The following is a 20,262-nucleotide window of genomic DNA, read 5'->3' on the forward strand; positions in this document are numbered from 1 at the left end:
AGTTATCTAGAGTCTGCGTGTATAATCTCTCATATACTTGATGCCAGCTACGCACCTAGCGGACGAAAATGGCGGGCCGACACCTGCGGGATATAAAGGTTCAATGAGATAAATCGACATAGTCGAGTTAGCTCATTACCTTCCCGCGGTAAGCGTGCCCCCATTTTCGGGAGCGACAGCCGAAGCACCCATACTCAGATGCCCTCTGTTTTTTCCATATTTATGGATATATAAATATATCCTCATTTTATACAATAAAAAACGGAACAATGCATGGAGACACTCCAACATTGTTCCGCTTTTCTATTAATTATAATATTTCTATCCCAGCCTCGTACCGCTATTCTTTATCGTAGCCTGCTGGGTGTGCTGAATGCCAGCTCCAGGCATGGGACACGATATCCTTAAGATTTGTGTATTTCGGCTGCCAATTTAGTTCCGTCTTTGCTTTCTCAGGAGAAGCAATCAACACGGCTGGGTCTCCTGCACGTCTCGGTGCAGTTACGTGTGGAATTTCATGACCTGTAACTTCGCGACAGACATCAATCACTTGCTTAACCGAAAACCCTTGACCAATGCCTAGGTTATAAATATTGCTCTGTCTTTCCTTCATAAGCCTCTGCACCGCTAAAAAATGAGCATCGGCCAAGTCCATCACATGTACATAATCTCGGATACATGTACCATCCTCTGTAGGATAATCATCACCAAATACCTGAACCTGCTCTCTCTGTCCTAAAGCGGTTTGCAAAACAATCGGTATAAGATGTGATTCTGGGTCGTGGTCTTCCCCTATTCTTCCTTCCGGATCAGCACCAGCTGCATTAAAATATCGTAGACAGACTGATTTCAGCCCATAGGCTTCATCAGACCATTTCAACATCTTCTCAATGGCAAGCTTAGTCTCTCCGTATGGATTAGTTGGAAGAGTTGGTAAGCTTTCTACAATAGGTACCTGCTCTGGCTCTCCATAGGTTGCTGCTGTAGAGGAGAACACAATATTTAAGACATTGTGTTCAACCATCTTCGTAAGCAATGTATGGGTGCCAATCACATTATTTTTATAATATTCAAGTGGATTCTTAACACTTTCTCCAACAAGCGAATCTGCAGCAAAGTGGATAACCGCATCAATGCTTTCCTCGGTGAAGAGCTTATCTAAAAACGCACCATCTAGTAAGTCACCCTCATATAATACAGCGCCATTCAACGCATCACGGTGTCCCTTTGATAAATTATCTAAAACGACCACATTCTCACCTTGATTTAAAAGGTGCAGCACGGTATGGCTGCCTATATATCCTGCTCCACCTGTAACTAAAATGGTCATAGGTCTTCCTCTTTTCTCTTATAGAAATTGATTAACATACTTCATGACTGCGGCTCTTAATGATGCGAGAGCCTCTTTACTGTCTGCCTCGTTATCTGCAGTTACGCCGAAGTAGAATTTTACTTTTGGTTCCGTTCCGGATGGACGGATGCAGAACCACGATCCATCCTCAAGCTTATACTTTAATACGTTTGAAACGGGAAGCTCGATTCCTTCAATCTGATTTGTTTCTAAAGTTGTACGCTCTCTTGATTGATAGTCTTCTACTGAAATAATTGAGACATCATTCATGCTTTTAGGTGGATCCATTCTAAATGACGACAAGATACTTTGGATCTTCTCTGCACCTGATTTTCCTTTTAGTGTGAGTGACTCAAGACCCTCTCGGTAAAAGCCATATCTGCTGAAGACTTCTTGAAGACCTTGATACACTGTCATGTCACGTGACTTATAATAAAGCGCAAGCTCCGCAGCAAGAAGGCAGGCTTGAACAGCATCCTTATCACGCACAAAATCACCAATAAGGTAACCGTAGCTTTCTTCATACCCAAAGAGGAAGGTATGCTCTTTAGAGCTTTCATATTCTTTTATTTTTTCGCCAATAAATTTAAACCCTGTTAAGGTGTCGAGAGAAGCAAGTCCGTATTCTTCAGCAATTTTTGCTCCAATTTCAGAGGTAACAATGGTTTTGAGAACGATACCGTTGTCTGGCAGTGTACCAGCCTCCTGCTTTTGACGCAACAGATAGTCTAATAATAAAGCACCTGTTTGATTCCCTGTCAGTACTTCGTATTCTCCTGAATCATTTCTTACAGCTAGACCTACTCGATCAGCATCAGGGTCTGTAGCGAGTAGGATGTCTGCGTCCTGTTCATCACCGTATTTTATAGCCAATTCAAAAGCGGCATGCTCTTCAGGATTTGGAGAAGAAACGGTCGAAAAATCTGGATCAGGAAGCTCTTGCTCTGCAACGATTGTAAGATTTGTAAAGCCTGCATCCTCTAGGACACGTCGCACAGGAATATTAGCTGTTCCATGTAAAGGTGTAAACACTATCTTTAGTGTTGGTCCTAGTTCTTTCACCAACTCTGGCTGAACAAGAATGGTTTGCAGCTGCTCATTATACGCATCGTCTACATCCTGAGGAACAACCTGATACATCATTTCACTCTTTAGCTCTGTTTCATCGCCTACTTCAATAAGTAGCTCATCCTCAATCGCATCCACAAAGGAAACGAGTTCATCTGCCGGGCCTGGAGGTAGCTGTCCACCATCTGGTCCATACACCTTAAATCCGTTATATTCAGGAGGGTTATGACTCGCCGTAATGACAATACCTGCGTAGGCATTTAGGTGTCTTACTGCGAATGAGAGCTCAGGTGTGGGCCGTAAATCATTAAAAACATAAGCCGTAACTCCCTGTTTTCCTAAAGTTAAGGCCGCTTCACGCGCAAATTGAGGAGATTTGTGTCTAGAATCATAGGCAATAACCACTCCGCGTTTTTTTGCCTCTTCACCATGACTGCTAAGAAAGTCTGCCAAGCCTTTTGATGCTCGACGAACCGTATATGTATTCATACGATTTGGTCCCGGCCCTATTTCTCCACGCATGCCACCGGTTCCAAACTCAAGATTTTTATAGAAACAATCCTCTAGCGCTACCTTATCGTCACCGATTGCCTGAAGTTCTTCTTTCACATCTGAATTCAGAGCGCTAAAGTCAGCCCACTTTTTATAATTATCTTCCCAATTCAAAAAAACGCCTCCTAAATTATCAACTATTAACAATTTCATACCATATTCCAGTCTACTATGTTTTGAGTATAGCCGCTAGTCTTGACTAGGTGCACTCTCAAAACGATTTTCTTTTAATGCCTGCTCCATTTCTGTTTGCCAATAAGAGCTCTCTTCTTCACTCCATTGAAAGCGGTCCTGCATATAAAGAAAAATTGCGTCTTTCCACTTTTCTAACTCAGGTCGATTAAAATACAATGCCTGTGTTCTACGAATGAGAAAATCTAATGGGGAAATGACCATTTCTTCATCTATAGCATAGGTTAATTGAGCAAATAAAATTGGAGGAAGTCCTGCCTCTTGAGCACGTCGCCTGCTTGTTCGAACTCTGGACCAAATATTTGTGATGTTTGAACCATATACTAACGCTAGTGCATAGGCTTCCTCATATGCAATCCCTAATGCTTCTCCTTCATCTGCCTTTGTTTTAAGAAAGCTATCAAACCGGTCTACTCCTCCTACCTGTCCACCAGATAGAGTAATAGAATCTGTTTGGCTACCTATGGATTCGCCTCTTTCCTTTTCAATGGTATCAACAACCTTTTCAGCAATTAATCGATAAGCCGCCATTTGCTTACAGCGAACAGATATTAAACCCGAGGAAGAGATCGTTAAGTCCTCGAATTTGTCTTGCTTTGCGGAAGTCGCTGGTACCGCCTCTTCATCAACCCATAAAGCTTCAATATCCTGAAACGTTATATTAGTAGTTGGGAAGAGATGTTGAATAGCATTTAACAGGTAGCTAGCAGTGTGAGCAACCGAAAGCTCTTGATCTCCTGGTCCAATATATACTTTCTCACCATAGGTAATCGCATACAGCATGTGCCCGTCGTGCTCAAAATATATGCCTTGCTTAATAGGTAAGCGATCATGATCTATCACTATATGTATTTTTTTATTAATAGTCGACCGTGAGCCGTTTAAAGATCGATCTTGTTCACGTAAATTGTCAATGGAGGCTCCTGTGGCATTCACAATGTGTTTAGCATAAATTTTGTGAGCTTCCCCTGTCAGTTGATCAACGGCCATAACCCCTGCGATTCTGCCTTGCTCATATAGAAACGATTCTGCCTTTAGATAGCTTACCGCAAGAGTACCCCTAGCAGAGGCAACTTTTAATACTTCTATTGTTAATCTAGCATCATTGGTTTGGTATTCTACATAATACCCTCCGCCTTTTAGATTATCAGGTTGAAGAAGTGGCTCTTGCTTTTGTGCTTGGCGTTTATTTAGCATGTGGCGACGTTCTTTTTTGTTTAGCTCTGCTAAGCGGTCATATACACGTAAGCTTAAAGAAGCTTGGATACGACCAAAAGCACCCTTCTTATAAACTGGCAACAGCATATTAATAGGTGAAACTAGATGCGGAGCATTATCAAGAATAATAGCACGCTCTTTTCCAAGCTCAGTGAATGTTTTGGCATCAAGATTCCGAATATAGCTTAATCCACCTTGAATCAACTTATTGGAGCGGCTTGAAGATCCACTGGCAAAATCATGCTGCTCAATAAGACCAGTATGTAATCCACGCATCTGTGCATCTAAAGCAATACCTGCTCCCGTAATTCCCCCGCCAATAATCAGCACCTCAAGCCCCTCCTGCTTGAGTGCCTCTATCTGCTCGTTCCTTCTCTCACCTGAGAACCTTCCAGCCAATGAGTCCACTCCCCTTTTAAAGCCTCATAACGTTTATACGGATTTATTCAGTCTATTGTTTCGCTCTATTCTCTTTTCTAGTAGTATACCTTAAACTAGCCTTTCAATCTATTTACGTTTACTTCTGAATTCATCCATTGAAGGCATCGGTTGAACGGTAAAGAAATAAGTAAATTGTTGCTTGCTCTGTGCTCCAGCAACGAATACATCCGCCTTCCATTTACCTGATTCAGTAAACAAGCATTCTGACTCGTATAATCCCTGATCCACATGATGCATCCATTGCTTACATGTTGCATGTGATTTTTCACTTTGAGCGTTAAGCAGCACCTGTCCATTTATGATAGGACGTCCCGCTTTATCTACTAAAAAAAGCTGTACGTGTTCCACCGCGTTCGGCTCGTACCCTTCAGTCACAATGACCTCATTAATATCCCATCCAAGCTGATTGTTCTGTAAAAATGGCTGCGTCCAAATAACACAAGCTGAAAGAATGACTGCGCAGAGAATAATGAATACCGTATAGTATTCTCTACTTTTCTGGTGCTTTAACATGCGTAACCCCCTCTGTTATCCTATCAACAGCCTTACCCGCAGAAGTTGCATCCATACACATGTCCAACACAAAAAAGAACAGCAAACCTACTTGGTTCACTGCTCTTTGTGATTTATTCATTTTATGGCTGTTTGTACGTAATGTGATAAACATCGTGACGACGATCACGAAGCTGATTCACACTACCCGAGCGTCTGTGTCTACGCAAAATTTCTAAGTCCACATCACCAACAACCACGGTTTCAATATTTGGATTACACTCGCCTACAATACCATCTCGAGCAAATGTAAAGTCAGAAGGTGAGAAGATACCTGATTGTGCATACTGAATGTCCATATTTTCAACATCAGGAAGGTTGCCGACTGTTCCTGAGATTACGGTATACAGTTGATTTTCAATGGCACGAGCCTGCGAACAATATCTTACGCGTAGATAGCCTTGACGATCATCCGTACAGAATGGTGTGAAGATAATGTTAGCACCTTTATCTACAGCAATTCGTGCAAGCTCTGGGAATTCAATATCATAACAGATCTGAATCGCAATTTTGCCACAGTCCGTATCAAATACTTTCACTTCATCTCCACCGGAAATCCCCCAGAACAAACGTTCATTAGGAGTGACATGAATTTTATACTGTTTCTCAATGGTCCCATCTCGTCGGAACAAGTATGAGATATTAAAAATTTTGCCTTCCTCTTCAACAAAGTGAGAGCCACCGACAATATTGATGTTATAACGCACAGCAAGCGTCGTGAACAACTCAATATAATCCTCAGTAAATTCAGTGAGTCTACGAATGGCCCGACTTGGACTCTTTTCTGGTAGGAAAGACAGAAGCTGAAGCGTAAAGATCTCTGGAAACACAACAAAGTCAGAGTTAAATCCTGCTGCTACATCCGTATAATATTCGCACTGAACGGCAAAGTCCTCAAAAGAAGAGATCTTTTTCATTTCATATTGAATGGATGTAATTCGAACCGGGAACGACGTCTTGAACTTACGCTTTGGAATGGTTGGGCGATAATCAATATTGTTCCATTCCATTAAGGTAGCATATCTCATGGATGCTTTATCATCATCAAGATAGTTTGAATTCACTCGTTTTAAACTAAAGTTGTTCACCACTTGGAAGGTCAAAACCGGGTCATAAAGGTTATGCATCGTTACTTCTTCCACATACTGTCTTGGTGTTAGCTCCTTATGCTTTGAGTAGTTAGGAATTCTTCCACCGATAATAATACTTTTTAGATTCAGCTCTCTTGCTAAATCCTTTCTCGTTTCATACAATCTGCGGCCAATTTTCATGCGACGATAATCTGGGTGCACCATAACCTCAATGCCATATAAATTATAGCCTTCTGAGTCGTGGTTTGTAATATAGCCTTCATCGGTAATTTCATCCCACGTATGCTGGTCATCATACTCGTCAAAGTTAATAATTAAACTTGAACAAGAACCAATAATTTTACCATCATATTCTACGCAAAATTGTCCCTCAGGAAATATTTCAATATGACTACGGAGCTGATCTTTTGTCCATGGCTCCATATTCTTAAAACAAATTTTAGACATTTCTATAATATCATCAAAGTCTTTTACTTCGATGTTGCGAATAATAATTTTCTTTTCAAATTTGGATACATCGATCTCTTTCATCTTTAGGTCACTCCTCTCATACTTTCAGAGATTACGATAGGTAGTGTACATCTTTTTCATTCATTTGAATAGTATTTTCAACTAATTGAAAAAAATCCGCCATTTATGAGCGGATTTTTGCTTCTACCTCTTGAAAGGACATATGAATATGAACCATGCCTATTGTACTTTCGAGAAGTAACGATATGTATTTCTCAGAGGAATGAAAGGTAGATAAGCCTTCATTTGTAACAGGTGGGGTTACGTCGATAATGCAGCCCTCTGTTGATAATTCAGTAGCCGTGGTACCAGCAATCCAATTACCAAATTCCTGAACGGCGCTCCAGCCCATCTCATCTAACGTCTCAATTGTCATTCCACCCATCATCGTACCCACAATGTTTTTGGCTGTATCCTTATTAAAACTGCAAATAATTTGTCCAATAAGATTGCCCTTCACACCTAAAATCACGGAAATGTCATTACTGCTTACACTCCCTGTGCCTTGATTTGGAACATGCAATGTGACCCCTGCACCTAGATGATTGGTTAGTATTCCTTTAGTAGCCCTAATAATAGCATTTACATAATTAGCATTCATTGTAACCCCCACTTTGTATACCTAATGTCTGATTTCGACATTTTCTTTATGTTCGTTACCTATATATCGACTTAGTGTTCGCTTTGTTTAAGTCCATCAGTGAAGGACAAACTCATTATTTTTAATAAGTTTATTGAGGAGGAATAGAAAACGGTTACACGTTCATAGATATCATACATCTTCACTCACTATAACTATTGTCCTAGAAAGAAGGGGATATGTCGTGAACTCAGCAAAGAGATGTGTAGCCTTAATATTAGCAGGAGGGGAAGGTACAAGATTAGGCGCTTTAACAGCGGAACAAGCGAAACCTGCTGTGTCATTTGGCGGGAGCTATCGAATCATTGATTTTACGTTAAATAATTGTTCTCGCTCTGAAATCAAACGTGCTGGAGTTCTAACACAGTATAAACCCAAAACACTTCACGACCATTTAAATGCTAGACAGCCTTCTGGACTAAGCATTGACTGTCTTCAAGCTAACCAGTCACCATATAAGGGGACTGCAGATGCTGTTTTTAAGAATCTGTCCTATTTGGAAGAACAGCGCCCCACTCATGTTCTCATTCTCTCTGGTGACCACATATATCATATGAATTATCAAGAAATGCTTCATTTTCATATTCAAAAAGGGGCAGAGGTAACTGTCGCTTCGATCCAAGTCCCTCTGGAAGAAGCGTATCGATATGGCATCCTTTCTGTGGATACAAATAACGCCATTACATCTTTCATTGAAAAGCCCGCTAAACCAATAAGTAATATGGCGTCTATGGGCATTTATCTATTTAATTGGAAGACATTGAAGCAGTGCCTTAGCTATGACTCCACCCTGGCCCATTCGAACCATGACTTTGGCAAAAACATTATACCTACGTTGCTATCAAAGCACTCAAAGTTGTTTGCTTTTCTATTTAACCAATACTGGCGTGATGTTGGTACCATTCAATCATACTGGCAGGCACAAATGGAATGGGCCCTCTCCAGCCAATCCCTTGGCCACCACTCTATAAATGTACCTGCTGCTCTTGAAACCGTCACAGGCAAAATTGAACTCTCACATTCCGTGGTCTCACCTACTTCCACCATAGCTGAAAGCTCTAAAATAGATCAATCAGTCATTTTACCAGGCGTAACAATTGGGAGAAATGTTTACTTAAAAAAAGCCATTGTTGCAGAGAATACTCACATTCCTGATAATTTTGCTTTTCCCCCTGGTGAAGAAATAATGCTAATAACCCAAGCAATGGTTGACGCCTATCAAGATCACTCCACCTATAGTACAACACAGCAGCTCTATCACTCTTAAGGTGACCCTACAGGTAAAGGAGGTTAGTATGCCAACTGAATACGCAAATATTGTTCATGTAGCTACAGAATGCACTCCATTTTATAAAACAGGAGGATTAGCAGATGTCATTGGCTCTCTGCCACAAGCATTAAAAAGCTCAGGTGATGACTTAACTGTTATCCTCCCAAAGTTTAAACAGTTACCGAAGCAATGGTCCGATCAATTAACAGAAATTGCGACCCTGACTGTTTGGGTAAAATGGCGCAAGCATCTGTGTAGTGTGTATAGGTTAAATCATCAGGACATCTGTTATTTATTTTTTGATAATCCGTATTATTTTCATCGTGATCGTTTATATGGGTGTGACGATGATGCAGAACGATTTGCCTTTTTTTCTCATGCTGTGCTTGAATGGCTAGATCAGCTTGAAATCAAACCAGTCATTCTACACTGCCATGATTGGCAAACAGGATTGCTGCCTGCCTACATTCGCTCAAAACAATGGAATCATCAAATCAAAACGGTGTTTAGCATTCATAACTTAGCCTATCAAGGGCAGTTTCCTGACAGTGTATTTTATGAGCTACTTCATTTTGACGAGCAAGCCTACTCCATTTTAGAAATGGATGGCCGCATTAATTATCTAAAATCCGGAGTGGCTGAAGCTGATAAGGTCACAACAGTCAGCCCTTCGTACGCGCTGGAAATTCAGCAGCCAAGATATGGACAGAGACTTGACGCACTCCTTAGACAGCGTTCAGATGATTTAACTGGCATAATAAATGGAATTGACCTAGTTGCATACAATCCAAAGACAGATAAAGACCTGGTACATCCATACCAGATTCGTAATGATGCCACCGAGATTAATAAGCGCAGTCTCCAAGTAGAGGCAGGCTTATCTATGTCAATCTCTACTCCCCTACTAGCCATTGTATCAAGATTGGTCCCAGAAAAAGGAATTGATCTTCTTGTCGAAACCCTGCACGCTCTGCTTCCTCAAGAACGAGTTCAGATGATTGTGTTAGGGAGTGGTACTCACGAGCTAGAAGAGAAGCTGTTTTTACTTCAACATCTCTATCCTTCAAAGCTTATTTTTTTTCATGAGTTTGACGAAGCCAAAGCAAGAAGGCTCTATGCGGGAGCGGATATGCTGTTAATGCCGTCTTTATTTGAACCCTGTGGGTTAAGTCAACTCATTGCACTGCGTTATGGATGCGTTCCTATTGTTCGAGAAACTGGAGGATTAAAAGATACCATTCAAAATTTTAACCCTTATACCGGAACGGGAAATGGGTTTACGTTTAATAACATGTCAGCTGGAGAATTTTATACTGTCATTCTCAAGGCTCTCTCCATGTTTAAGAATAAACAGCTATGGGATAAAATCATTTTAAATGGCCGTTCCTCCAAGCTGGATTGGACGTTTTCAGCTTCTTTATACCATCGTTTATACGAAGAATTAGGCTATAGAAAGGAGGGGAAACGCCTCTATGCTGTTCAATCCAAAGCTATTCAAAGAGAAACTGTCGAACCAATTAGCTAATTCTACTTACTCGAATGTAGAAGTATTACAGCTCCTGGCTCGTCTAATTAAGGAGCTGTATGTTCACGCTAATCTGTCAGATCAATGTAGCCAAGAGAAACAGGTCTATTATTTTTCGATGGAATTTCTTCCTGGTCGCTTTATTGAGACCAACCTATTAAATTTAGACTTACTAGATATCTGTAAAGATATTCTTCTAGAGTATCATTATGCTCCTCGGGATGTATTTCAAAGTGAGCTGGATGCAGCGCTTGGAAACGGTGGACTTGGAAGATTAGCCTCTTGTTTCTTAGATTCCTTAGCAGCGTTAAATTATGCAGGTCATGGGATGGGCTTGCGTTATCAATATGGGCTCTTTGAACAAAAAATGAAAGATAACCATCAAATTGAACTCCCTGATCGCTGGCTTGGTCAAAATGGCTATGAGTGGGAAGAGCTTCAATCTAACGAGAGTGTGATTGTGCAGTTTGGGGGTAGGGTGCATTCCTTTATGAAAAATAATCGATTAACCTTTGAATTAATTGGCACGGAGCAAGTTAAAGCGTCACCATACCATATCCCAATTTTCGGTTTTCAAAATCAACGTATAAACTCTTTAACCGTATGGAAAGCAGAGGCGATTCCTTATCCCCCTCCAATAGAGTTTGAAGCATTCTCTAAATCAAAAAGACATGCAGAACAGCTGACTGAATTTCTTTACCCAGATGATACAAGCTACGAGGGAAAAGTGCTCAGACTGCGCCAGCAATATTTCTTAGTCTCTGCCGGTATACAACAGATTCTTTCTCAATACATTAATGCCGGACACAGCTTAAGTCAGCTTCCTGAAAAACGTGCGATGCAAATTAATGATACCCACCCTGCTCTTATCATCCCTGAGCTGATGAGGCTATTGATTGATCATCACTTATTAGATTGGGAGGAAGCCTGGAAGCTTACCACCCAAGTGATGTCGTATACCAACCATACATTAATGAACGAAGCACTGGAGACATGGCCCGTTTTTCTTTTAAAGGAGCAGTTACCGAGAATCTATCAAATAATAGAAGAAATCAATCGAAGGCTATGTGAAGATGTATTAGAGCGCGGATTAAGTGAGGGTGAATCAATAGATGACATAGCTATTATTATCGAAGAAGACATTCACATGGCCCGGCTAGCAACGATTGGCAGCCATAAAATTAATGGTGTAGCTAAGCTTCACTCCTCTATTTTAAAGAATCAACTAATGAAGGCTTTTTCTACCCGATTCCCTGAGCGGTTTACCAACAAAACAAACGGGATCAGTCATAGACAGTGGTTAATGAATGCCAACCCTTTATTGTCAGATTTCATATCATCCTTAATAGGTGAAAGCTGGAAGACAGCTCCCCACAAGCTAGAATCCTTACTTTCTTATCAGGATGATCTTGACGTCTTGACCACTCTTGCAGATATTAAGACCGCTAACAAAAATAGCCTGATAACAAAGCTTCGTACGGAGCTAGAAATAGACATTTTGCCTACTTCTCTTTTTGACGTTCAAATTAAACGACTTCATGGATATAAACGTCAATTATTAAATCTGCTACACATCCTCTATCTATGGGACTTATGCCATGAAAAACCAGATGCTCTCAGGGTTCCACGTACATTTATTTTTGCTGCCAAAGCTGCTCCTGGCTATCATTATGCCAAGCGAATTATTTCACTTATTGCAGCTGTTGCCAAGCAAATTAATCAAGATAAAAAAACAAAAGGGAAACTAGGTGTTGTATTTTTACCTAATTACAGCGTCTCTCAAGCAGAGTGGATTATTCCAGCGGCAGACCTTAGTGAACAGATTTCCACTGCTTCAAAGGAAGCATCTGGAACAGGTAATATGAAAATGATGATGAATGGAGCATTGACTATTGGAACAAGAGATGGTGCCAATATAGAAATGGCAGAGCTTGTTTCAAATGAGAACATTTTTGAATTTGGAATGGCCGCAGATGAAGTGATAGCTTATGAGCAGAATCGGCATTATTCTCCCAGAGATATTTTTAACCAAGATATTCGCTTACAAAAGGCTTTAAGCAAACTTGTGGATGGTACCATTCATGGTGATGAGGTAGCTTTTCAGGATATTTATTATTCCTTATTGTACAGGGGCGATGAGTTTTTTTTATTAAAGGATTTTGGAAGCTATGTACACACACAAAGCCAGGCAGAGAATCAATATCTTGATTCTCAAGCCTGGCAAAAGAAGTGCTTAATTAACATTGCCCACTCTGGTTATTTCTCAAGTGATCGTACGATTGCTGAATATGCGTCGGAGATCTGGGGGCTTACGTAGCCATAAATCTTTGGTCACGTAGCTCCAAGGCCAAGTCAGGATAATCAGTAAAAATACCCTCACATCCCCAAGTAAAAAATTGCATCATTTTATCTCGAGTATTCACCGTATAAGGTCTGATGGCAACACCCCGTTCCTGCAACTGCTGGGCTTCATGCATTAATAGGGTAGATGATTCAAAATGAATCCCTTCTACACCTAGTAAATTTAAGTATGCCTCAGGTTTTACCATTGCCTGATGAACTAAAGCCGCAGCTTCAATATGCGGCTTCTGCTGCTTCGCTACCATTAAAGCCTTATGGTCAAAGGAAGATATAATTGTTCGTTCCTCAACCTCGTATTTCTCCAGTAGTGGCAGGATTAACTCTTTAATAAAAGAACGATCGGTAAGCTCTGTCTTTAACTCAAGATTAAGCAAAAGCGAATGATTCTTTGACCAATCAAGGTATTCTTCAAAGGTAGGAATACGTTCATTTTTATCTTCTTTCATCTGAAGAGCTTGAATTTCTTTTACAGTGAACGAATTAACTCTTCCCTTACCAGATGTCACTCTATTTACGTGACGGTCGTGAATGATGACAGGTACGCCGTCTTTTGTTAATTGAACATCTAACTCAATTCCATCTGCCCCTGCAGCTGCCGCATATTCAAAGGCTGTCATTGTATTCTCCGGATACTTTTCCGAAAATCCGCGATGAGCAAAAATCTTTGTATGTGCCATGGTCCCTCCTGAACAATTACATTGAGACTTTAAAGCTTCCTTTTTCTTGCCCGTCCCACAATAGGGTAAAGACATCACCATCAGAGATGGGACCAACACCTTCAGGGGTCCCAGTATAAATAACATCTCCCTCCGAAAGTCCAAATGCCTGCTCACATTCATCCAATACTCTCTGGAAGTTAAATAGCATGTCTGTACTTTTGCCTTCTTGGAGGGTTTCTCCATTCTTTTGCAGAGAAAATAGAACTGTTTCAATCGCTTCTACACCAGGAAAAGCCCAAAATGGTGTAACGATTGCCGAGTTTCTAAAGCCTTTCGCTCGCTCCCATGGATGACCCTTCTTTTTTAATTCGGATTGCATATCACGTAAGGTCAAATCAATGCCAAGCGCCATCTCCACTACTCGCTCATCTACATGAGTTGATCCCTTAGCAGAACCAATCTTAAGAACAATTTCAAGTTCATGGTGGATCTCTCCCTTACCGTTTGGATACGATAACGTCTGTCCATCTGCGAGAGCTAATGCGTTTGTCGGTTTTGTAAACAAGATTGGAGAGCTTGGGACTTCATTACCCAATTCCTTTGCATGCTGCGCATAATTTCGGCCAATGCAGAAAATATTTTGAATGTCTCTCATAGATTAAACTTCTCCTTTTAAATCGTAATTAAAATAGCTTTAAACGACCAATCCGTTGAATAGCTTCTTTCAGCTCTTCTTCGCTACATAATAAACCAAGTCTTACAAAACCCTCACCATATTCACCGAATCCATTTCCAGGCGCAACGACAACTCGCGCCTCATAAAGCAGCTGATCAGCAAACGCCTCTGAGGTGAACCCTTCAGGTACCGGGAACCAAGCGAAGAAGGAACCTGCTGGTGCATCCACCTTCCACCCGATTTTGGCCGCCTCTTCTATCAGCACATTTCTTCGTGATTCATAGGTCGCGACCAATTCCTTTACGGAGGATTGATCTGCTGTTAATGCATAGGCTGCAGCTTCCTGAAGACCACCAAAAATACTGCAGTAATAGTGATCCTGAATTAAGTTAATCGCCTCAATCATCTGACTATTCCCTACAGCAAAGCCTATTCTCCAACCAGCCATGTTGTATGTTTTGGAGAGGGTCATCATTTCAATCCCCACATCCTTTGCACCAGGAGTCTCGAGAAAACTAATAGGGGATTGGGCATCAAAACCTATGGCACCATAGGCAAAGTCATGGACCACGGCGATCTCGTGTTTTTTAGCAAGTGCAATGGTCTTCGTAAAAAGCTCTACATCAGCTGTTGCCCCTGTGGGATTGTTTGGATAGTTCAAAAACATAAGCTTAGCTTGTTCCAGAGTCTCATCAGGAATATCTTGATACTGTGGATGAAATCCATGTTCTTCAACTAACGGCATCGTATACATTTTTGCATCAGCAAGCGCTATACCGGACCAATAATCCGGATACCCTGGATCTGGCACCATGGCCGTATCTCCAGAGTTCAGCAGACACTGACTAATCTCAACGAGTCCCGTTTTAGTACCTGATAGGACAGCTACCTCTGTTTTCGGGTCGATCTTCACTTGAAACTCTCTCCAGTAGTACTCTGCAACAGCTTCTTTTAGAAAATCATATCCGGAAAAAGGAGGGTACTTATGGTAAAGCGGATTAGACGATGCCTCTTTAAGTTTTTCTACAATATGTTCTGGTGTCGGCTGATCAGGATTCCCTTGTCCTAGATTAATCACATCATCATGTGTTTGTTTTAGCTCTGTAGCTTTGCGAACTAATTCAGCAAAAAATTGTTTAGGTAATCTGTTAAGCGCCTCGCTTTTTGTTATGTTCACGGCTCTCTCCCTCTTCCCTTACGCAAACTTTATTACTCACTCTCTTTTTTTACATCATGTAAAAATCCTTGACTCAGTAAGTATTGATTAAGATGGGGACGATTGGGTTTCCCCATATAGGCAGCCATTTGCTTAGACCACGTATCCCCTCTTGCATTTGATTTTCTTGAAAGGTAATAGTGCTCCATTGTTTCATTGTAGGCGTCCAGGGCATCTGGTACAAAAGATTGATCATAGGCTTCGTAAAAGACGGATGCTTTTTGTGGTAGCCTTGGTTTTTGGTCAACATCTTGATCAGGATAGCCTAAGCACATCCCCATAACCGGGAATGTATGGAGTGGAAGGTTAAGGAGCTTTGTCACTTCCCCTGGTTGATTTCTAATCCCACCAATCATTACACCACCAAGCCCCATGGACTCTGCGGCTAACAAAGTATTTTGGGCAACAAGAGCTGCGTCAACCGCACCAACAAGTAATTGTTCAGCTCCCCCAATTTCTAATGCTTGTCCATGCCTCTCACTCGCTTCAGAAATTTTATGGTAATCTGCACAAAAGACTAGGAATACAGGACACTGCTCCACCCAGCGTTGATTTCCCGTTAATTCAGACAGTGTCTGTTTAGTCGATGGATTCTTCACCACAATCACACTGTATGCTTGCACATGATGTGAGCTTGGAGCCCATCTAGCTGCTGAAATAATTGCCTCCACTTGTTCTTTGCTTACGTCTTGAGTAGTAAACTTTCGTATTGAGCGGTGTGCACTCATAGTTTGGATAAAATCATTCGTCATCGTTCGAACCCACCCTATTCTTTTTTTATGGTTTCCTAAAGCAATCCGCAAAAGGAATTTCACACAAATGGATGAAATTGGTGTAAACTGTTTGATGTATGTAATCTACCTATTACTTTATCATGTCAAAGCTAAGACTGAAACCATCAACCATTCTAACCTACATTGACTAAGGAGTTGAGCTTATTTGAACACCCGTTTATCGCCAACAAACGATCAGGATCGGATTGTGACGTTGGATATGCTTAGAGGATTCGCATTGCTTGGCATTATCCTTGCAAACAGTCTTCATTTTCAATTCGGTCTACTTTATGACACGGACTTAACAAATCCGTACCCAAACGGATTTATTGACCAACTCTCAGAAGCCTTTATCTTAATACTTGTCCAGGCAAGCTTTTATCCACTATTCTCTTTTCTCTTTGGCTATGGAATGGCCATGCAGAAGACAAGGATGTTAGAAAAGGGTCTTAATTTTAATGCTGTTTATTGGAGAAGAACCGTTATTCTTGGAATCGTCGGATACATACATGGAATCTTTCTTTGGAATGGCGATGTTCTCTTTGCCTACGCGTGGACAGCAGCACTGTTGTTTTTCTTTTTAATGATGCCTGCCAGAGGGCTTATTATTTCCGGTTTGATTATTATGGGTTTACTTGGCTCATGTGCAGCCGTTCCAGATGCTTTTTGGAATATAGGAACTGAAGGAATGGTAGAAGATCCATCGATAGCGTTTTCGGAAAAGGAAGTTGACGTTTTATCTGAGGGGACCTACGCTGAGATCGTTTCATTCAGACTAACTGAAAATCCTCTTTGGCCAGGTCTGTTTGGTGAAATTCTCATGGTCTTAAATGGTGTAATTACCGTTATTGGTCTATTCCTAGTCGGTGCATACGTGATGAGAAAAGGTTGGATTGCGGATCCATTTCTTCATAAGAAAAAATGGAAATGGATCATGTGGGTAGGGCTGATTGTTGCTCTAATAACAAAATCACCCACTGTATTTTTTGCTGACAGCATGCAACTCGAATATCTGCAAATGCTTGTGGGCGGCCCGTTCCTAACAGCCTTTTTTGTAGCTGCCTTTACTCTCGCCGCTACAACTGAAGCTGGTAGGAAGCTTTTGCAACCATTTTCTTTTGCGGGTCGAATGGCTTTCACCAACTATTTAACTCAATCGCTTGTGATGACATTCATTTTTTATCCATATGGATTAGGGCTGTTTAATTCGATTGGAGTTTTTGCTGGTGGAATGATTGCGATAGCTGTCTTCATCATTCAAGTCATTCTTAGTAAGCTATGGCTGAATTATTTCAGAATCGGACCATTAGAATGGTTATGGCGTGCTGGAACGTATATGACTGTGCCGAAATTCAAGCGATAACAAAAAAAGAAATGGTTGCTCTGATAAGCAGCCATTTCTTTTTATTTATGTAGTATGCGAGATAATGAGCTTGGCACCACCAGAAATAGAGTATGCACCAATCGTTGCCGGAATGATAAAGTGCGAACCTTTCTCAAAGGAATGAGCAATACCATCTACAACGATGTTTCCATTACCCTCAAGGACACTTGCCAGTAGGTACGTAGATGGAGCTTGTCTTTCTACGGTCCCGCAAAGCTCCCATTCATAAACGGTAAAATACTGTTCCGACACAAGCCTTGTGCTTTTTAGTCCTTCCTGCTCCTCTTGTTTAGGAGAAGTGGTTGCATCCTGGTGCGGGACAGTCGTTACATTAATTGATGGAGCTACATGAAGTTCACGCGTATTGCCAGAGTCATCAACACGATCAAAATCATACACTCGGTAAGTCGTGTCAGAGCTTTGCTGGGTTTCTAGTATCAATGTACCTTTGCCTAATGCATGAATGGTTCCACTAGGCACATAAAAGAAGTCCCCTTTTTTTACTGGAACCCTTCGCAGAAGAGTGTCCCAATGCCCTTCTTTTATAGCGCTTGCAAGCTCTTCCTTGCTCTCTGCATTATGACCAAGTATTAATTCAGCACCAGGCTCACAATCAATAACATACCAACACTCTGTCTTACCAAGCTCACCATTTTCATGTTCGTTTGCATATGCATCGTCCGGATGAACCTGTACAGAAAGATCCGCATTGGCATCCAAGATTTTAATTAACAGTGGGAATTGCTCTTCATGAGCATCACCGAAGATCTCGCGGTGGTTCTCCCATGCTGTATCAAGAGATGTGCCCTCTAAAGGTCCATTTTGAATGAGTGAAGGACCATTCGGATGTGCAGAAATCCCCCAGCATTCACCCGTCTTCTCTGAAGGAATGTCATAACCAAACTCTTCTCTTAATTTTGTTCCACCCCAAATACGTTCCTTAAATACCGGCTTAAAAAAAATCGGCTGTTTGTACATGTCGCTTCCTCCGCTCCATTTATATCTTTTAATTCTATCATTCCCGAATTACTGTCAGAGTGCAAGCTTTAATTCGTAGATTCACAAAAGATGTTAGATGCAATGAGAAGTTTGATGCTTCATTCACTACAAAAAGCACCCCACACACTAGAGTTTAACTCTAACGCATGGGGTGGATGGTCGTTTTTTTGTGTACTTACAGACATGATCTGAAAAAAATTACGTATGAACAAAATCTCCGCCATTCACATGAATGGTCTGCCCTGTCATATAAGACGCTTCTTTTGAGGCCAACAAGACATAAGCCCCAACATGCTCAACCGGCTGACCTGGACGCCCCATTGGATTATCCTGTCCAAACGCTTCTACCTTTTCCTCTGAGAAAGAAGAAGGAATTAATGGCGTCCAAATGGGACCAGGTGCCACACCGTTGACCCGAATCCCCTCTTTTACAAGAGACTGAGACATCGAACGAGTAAATGCATTGATCGCACCCTTTGTACTCGTGTAATCAATTAACGAAGGATTCCCACGGTACGGATTAATGGAAGTGGTGTTGATGATAGAACTTCCCGGCTTTAGATAATCCAGAGCAGCCTTTGTGAAATACACATACGAATAAAAATTGGTAGCAAACGTTCGCTGAAGCTGCTCCGCTGTAATCTCTTTCAGACTTTCAACAGGATGCTGCTCTGCCACGTTATTCACTAAAATATCGAGACCACCTAGCTCTGTCACCGTTCGTTCCACACTCTCAATACAAAACGTCTCATCTGCCACATCACCGGAAATGGTGATACAACTGACCCCCTCTTGTTCCACCCGTTGCTTAGTCGCCTCAGCATCCTCGTGCTCATCCAAATAAACAATAGCAACATGGGCACCTTCTTTGGCATAACCCACAGCCACAGCTCGTCCAATTCCAGAATCTCCACCAGTGATCAGCGCAACCTTGCCTTTCAAACGCTCCGACCCTGTATATTCATCATCCTCATAAATAGGTAACGGATTCATCTCATGTTCATTACCTGGTTGTTTATCTTGAACCTGCTTCGGAATACCGTCCGTTAAATGATTCCGTAAGTCCATCCTTATCTGCCTCCAATTTTATATATACTCCTACTATAAACTATGTACCCGGAAGAAATTACTTGCTAAACATAAAAAGCCAGAGAGCTTTTCGACTCTCTGACTAATATGTTACCAGCTTGATTTCTTCACACCGGGAATTTGTCCTTGATGAGCCATCTCGCGAAACTTAATGCGAGACAGTTTAAACTTCCGAATCACTCCCCGAGGACGACCAGTCACCTCACATCTAGAGGTTAAACGAGTAGGAGAAGAATCACGTGGAAGCTTTCTTAACGCCGCATAATCACCCTTTTCTTTTAATTCCTTTCTAAGTCCAGCATATTTCGCAACTAGCTTTTGACGTTTTTGCTCTTTTGCTATTTTAGATTTTTTAGCCACAATCGAATCCTCCTCTTGTATTAAATCGTAATTATTACGAATTATAGCCTGAGTCTCACCATTTGTAAAGCGTAATAATTACGATTTAATGAATGTAAGTAGATATTAGTATATCTACATTTATTGCAACTCACTTCTTAGTATGAACCGTCCTGTAGAAGTGAAGTGCTTAGATAGTCAATGGTTTCCGATATCTGCACCTCTTTCCCGATATCCGGTCCTCTTTCCCGATATCTGCTTCTCTTTCCCGATATCCGACTCTCTTTCCCGATATCTGCTTCTCTTTCCCGATATCCAGCCCTCTTTCCCGATATCCACCTCTCTTTCCCGATATC

17 protein-coding genes are annotated in these 20,262 nt (G+C 41.3%); 4 read left to right on the plus strand and 13 right to left on the minus strand.

Features of this window, described 5'->3' with window-relative positions:
• Positions 1–340: 340 nt before the first annotated feature.
• The 6 genes from galE to FN960_RS15180 all read right to left on the minus strand — a co-directional run bounded on the left by galE (position 341) and on the right by FN960_RS15180 (position 7,576).
• Positions 341–1,330: a UDP-glucose 4-epimerase GalE gene (gene galE / locus FN960_RS15155; RefSeq protein WP_143849681.1), complete on the minus strand. Its 990-nt coding sequence runs from the start codon at positions 1,328–1,330 to the stop codon at positions 341–343.
• Between the two features lie 18 nt (positions 1,331–1,348).
• Entirely contained in the window at positions 1,349–3,085 is a 1,737-nt protein-coding gene (locus FN960_RS15160; protein WP_143849683.1) for a phospho-sugar mutase, read from the minus strand.
• 75 nt (positions 3,086–3,160) lie between these two features.
• Complete coding sequence (locus FN960_RS15165; protein WP_143849685.1) at positions 3,161–4,780, minus strand: glycerol-3-phosphate dehydrogenase/oxidase; 1,620 nt, start codon at positions 4,778–4,780, stop codon at positions 3,161–3,163.
• Positions 4,781–4,888: 108 nt separating this feature from the next.
• Positions 4,889–5,335 carry a hypothetical protein gene (locus tag FN960_RS15170; RefSeq protein WP_143849686.1) on the minus strand — a complete coding sequence of 149 codons (447 nt, stop codon included), beginning with the start codon at positions 5,333–5,335 and terminating at the stop codon, positions 4,889–4,891.
• Between the two features lie 122 nt (positions 5,336–5,457).
• Positions 5,458–6,996, minus strand: a complete 1,539-nt coding sequence (locus tag FN960_RS15175) for a bifunctional GNAT family N-acetyltransferase/carbon-nitrogen hydrolase family protein (RefSeq protein WP_143849687.1) — start codon at positions 6,994–6,996, stop codon at positions 5,458–5,460.
• 103 nt (positions 6,997–7,099) lie between these two features.
• Complete coding sequence (locus FN960_RS15180) at positions 7,100–7,576, minus strand: chemotaxis protein CheX (protein ID WP_143849688.1); 477 nt, start codon at positions 7,574–7,576, stop codon at positions 7,100–7,102.
• Positions 7,577–7,799: 223 nt separating this feature from the next.
• Here FN960_RS15180 and FN960_RS15185 point away from each other — a divergent pair, with 223 nt between their 5' ends.
• From FN960_RS15185 to FN960_RS15195, 3 genes are read left to right on the plus strand one after another with little or no spacing between them, the layout of a single operon-like run.
• Complete coding sequence (locus FN960_RS15185) at positions 7,800–8,882, plus strand: sugar phosphate nucleotidyltransferase (protein WP_185971057.1); 1,083 nt, start codon at positions 7,800–7,802, stop codon at positions 8,880–8,882.
• A 28-nt stretch (positions 8,883–8,910) separates the two neighbouring features.
• Positions 8,911–10,410, plus strand: a complete 1,500-nt coding sequence (locus tag FN960_RS15190; RefSeq protein WP_143849690.1) for a glycogen synthase — start codon at positions 8,911–8,913, stop codon at positions 10,408–10,410.
• A complete protein-coding gene (locus FN960_RS15195) occupies positions 10,358–12,727 on the plus strand; it encodes a glycogen/starch/alpha-glucan phosphorylase (protein ID WP_143849691.1) in 2,370 nt (789 codons plus the stop codon). The genes FN960_RS15190 and FN960_RS15195 overlap by 53 nt, the downstream gene beginning before the upstream one ends.
• Here FN960_RS15195 and FN960_RS15200 read toward each other — a convergent pair.
• From FN960_RS15200 to nfsA, 4 genes are read right to left on the minus strand one after another with little or no spacing between them, the layout of a single operon-like run.
• Entirely contained in the window at positions 12,720–13,448 is a 729-nt protein-coding gene (locus FN960_RS15200) for a glycerophosphodiester phosphodiesterase family protein (protein ID WP_185971058.1), read from the minus strand. The genes FN960_RS15195 and FN960_RS15200 overlap by 8 nt on opposite strands.
• A 16-nt stretch (positions 13,449–13,464) precedes the next feature.
• Positions 13,465–14,085 (minus strand): fumarylacetoacetate hydrolase family protein, encoded by a 621-nt coding sequence (locus FN960_RS15205; RefSeq protein ID WP_143849693.1) that lies wholly within the window; start codon positions 14,083–14,085, stop codon positions 13,465–13,467.
• A gap of 28 nt (positions 14,086–14,113) precedes the next feature.
• Positions 14,114–15,283 (minus strand): pyridoxal phosphate-dependent aminotransferase, encoded by a 1,170-nt coding sequence (locus tag FN960_RS15210; RefSeq protein WP_143849694.1) that lies wholly within the window; start codon positions 15,281–15,283, stop codon positions 14,114–14,116.
• Positions 15,284–15,315: 32 nt separating this feature from the next.
• Complete coding sequence (gene nfsA, locus FN960_RS15215; RefSeq protein ID WP_143849695.1) at positions 15,316–16,074, minus strand: oxygen-insensitive NADPH nitroreductase; 759 nt, start codon at positions 16,072–16,074, stop codon at positions 15,316–15,318.
• A 187-nt stretch (positions 16,075–16,261) separates the two neighbouring features.
• Between nfsA and FN960_RS15220 the strand changes: the two genes are divergently transcribed.
• A complete protein-coding gene (locus FN960_RS15220) occupies positions 16,262–17,458 on the plus strand; it encodes a DUF418 domain-containing protein (protein ID WP_143849696.1) in 1,197 nt (398 codons plus the stop codon).
• Positions 17,459–17,503: 45 nt separating this feature from the next.
• On the opposite strand, the gene manA is transcribed toward FN960_RS15220, so the two are convergent.
• From manA to rpsN, 3 genes are all read right to left on the minus strand, one after another.
• Entirely contained in the window at positions 17,504–18,457 is a 954-nt protein-coding gene (manA, locus tag FN960_RS15225) for a mannose-6-phosphate isomerase, class I (protein ID WP_143849697.1), read from the minus strand.
• A 219-nt stretch (positions 18,458–18,676) separates the two neighbouring features.
• Entirely contained in the window at positions 18,677–19,546 is an 870-nt protein-coding gene (locus FN960_RS15230; protein ID WP_143849698.1) for an SDR family oxidoreductase, read from the minus strand.
• 111 nt (positions 19,547–19,657) lie between these two features.
• Complete coding sequence (gene rpsN, locus FN960_RS15235; protein ID WP_143849699.1) at positions 19,658–19,927, minus strand: 30S ribosomal protein S14; 270 nt, start codon at positions 19,925–19,927, stop codon at positions 19,658–19,660.
• Between the last annotated feature and the right edge of the window lie 335 nt (positions 19,928–20,262).

This window comes from Alkalicoccobacillus porphyridii (assembly GCF_007293315.1).
Lineage (GTDB): Bacteria > Bacillota > Bacilli > Bacillales > Bacillaceae_D > Alkalicoccobacillus > Alkalicoccobacillus porphyridii.

Excerpts from the sequence above, each read along its gene's own strand:
- FN960_RS15205 (WP_143849693.1), bottom strand. The coding sequence starts at position 14,085 with ATGAGAGACATTCAAAATATTTTCTGCATTGGCCGAAATTATGCGCAG.
- manA (WP_143849697.1), bottom strand. The coding sequence starts at position 18,457 with ATGTACAAACAGCCGATTTTTTTTAAGCCGGTATTTAAGGAACGTATT.
- FN960_RS15175 (WP_143849687.1), bottom strand. The coding sequence starts at position 6,996 with ATGAAAGAGATCGATGTATCCAAATTTGAAAAGAAAATTATTATTCGC.
- FN960_RS15200 (WP_185971058.1), bottom strand. The coding sequence starts at position 13,448 with ATGGCACATACAAAGATTTTTGCTCATCGCGGATTTTCGGAAAAGTAT.
- nfsA (WP_143849695.1), bottom strand. The coding sequence starts at position 16,074 with ATGACGAATGATTTTATCCAAACTATGAGTGCACACCGCTCAATACGA.
- FN960_RS15190 (WP_143849690.1), top strand. The coding sequence starts at position 8,911 with ATGCCAACTGAATACGCAAATATTGTTCATGTAGCTACAGAATGCACT.
- FN960_RS15195 (WP_143849691.1), top strand. The coding sequence starts at position 10,358 with ATGCTGTTCAATCCAAAGCTATTCAAAGAGAAACTGTCGAACCAATTA.
- FN960_RS15230 (WP_143849698.1), bottom strand. The coding sequence starts at position 19,546 with ATGGACTTACGGAATCATTTAACGGACGGTATTCCGAAGCAGGTTCAA.
- galE (WP_143849681.1), bottom strand. The coding sequence starts at position 1,330 with ATGACCATTTTAGTTACAGGTGGAGCAGGATATATAGGCAGCCATACC.
- FN960_RS15180 (WP_143849688.1), bottom strand. The coding sequence starts at position 7,576 with ATGAATGCTAATTATGTAAATGCTATTATTAGGGCTACTAAAGGAATA.
- FN960_RS15170 (WP_143849686.1), bottom strand. The coding sequence starts at position 5,335 with ATGTTAAAGCACCAGAAAAGTAGAGAATACTATACGGTATTCATTATT.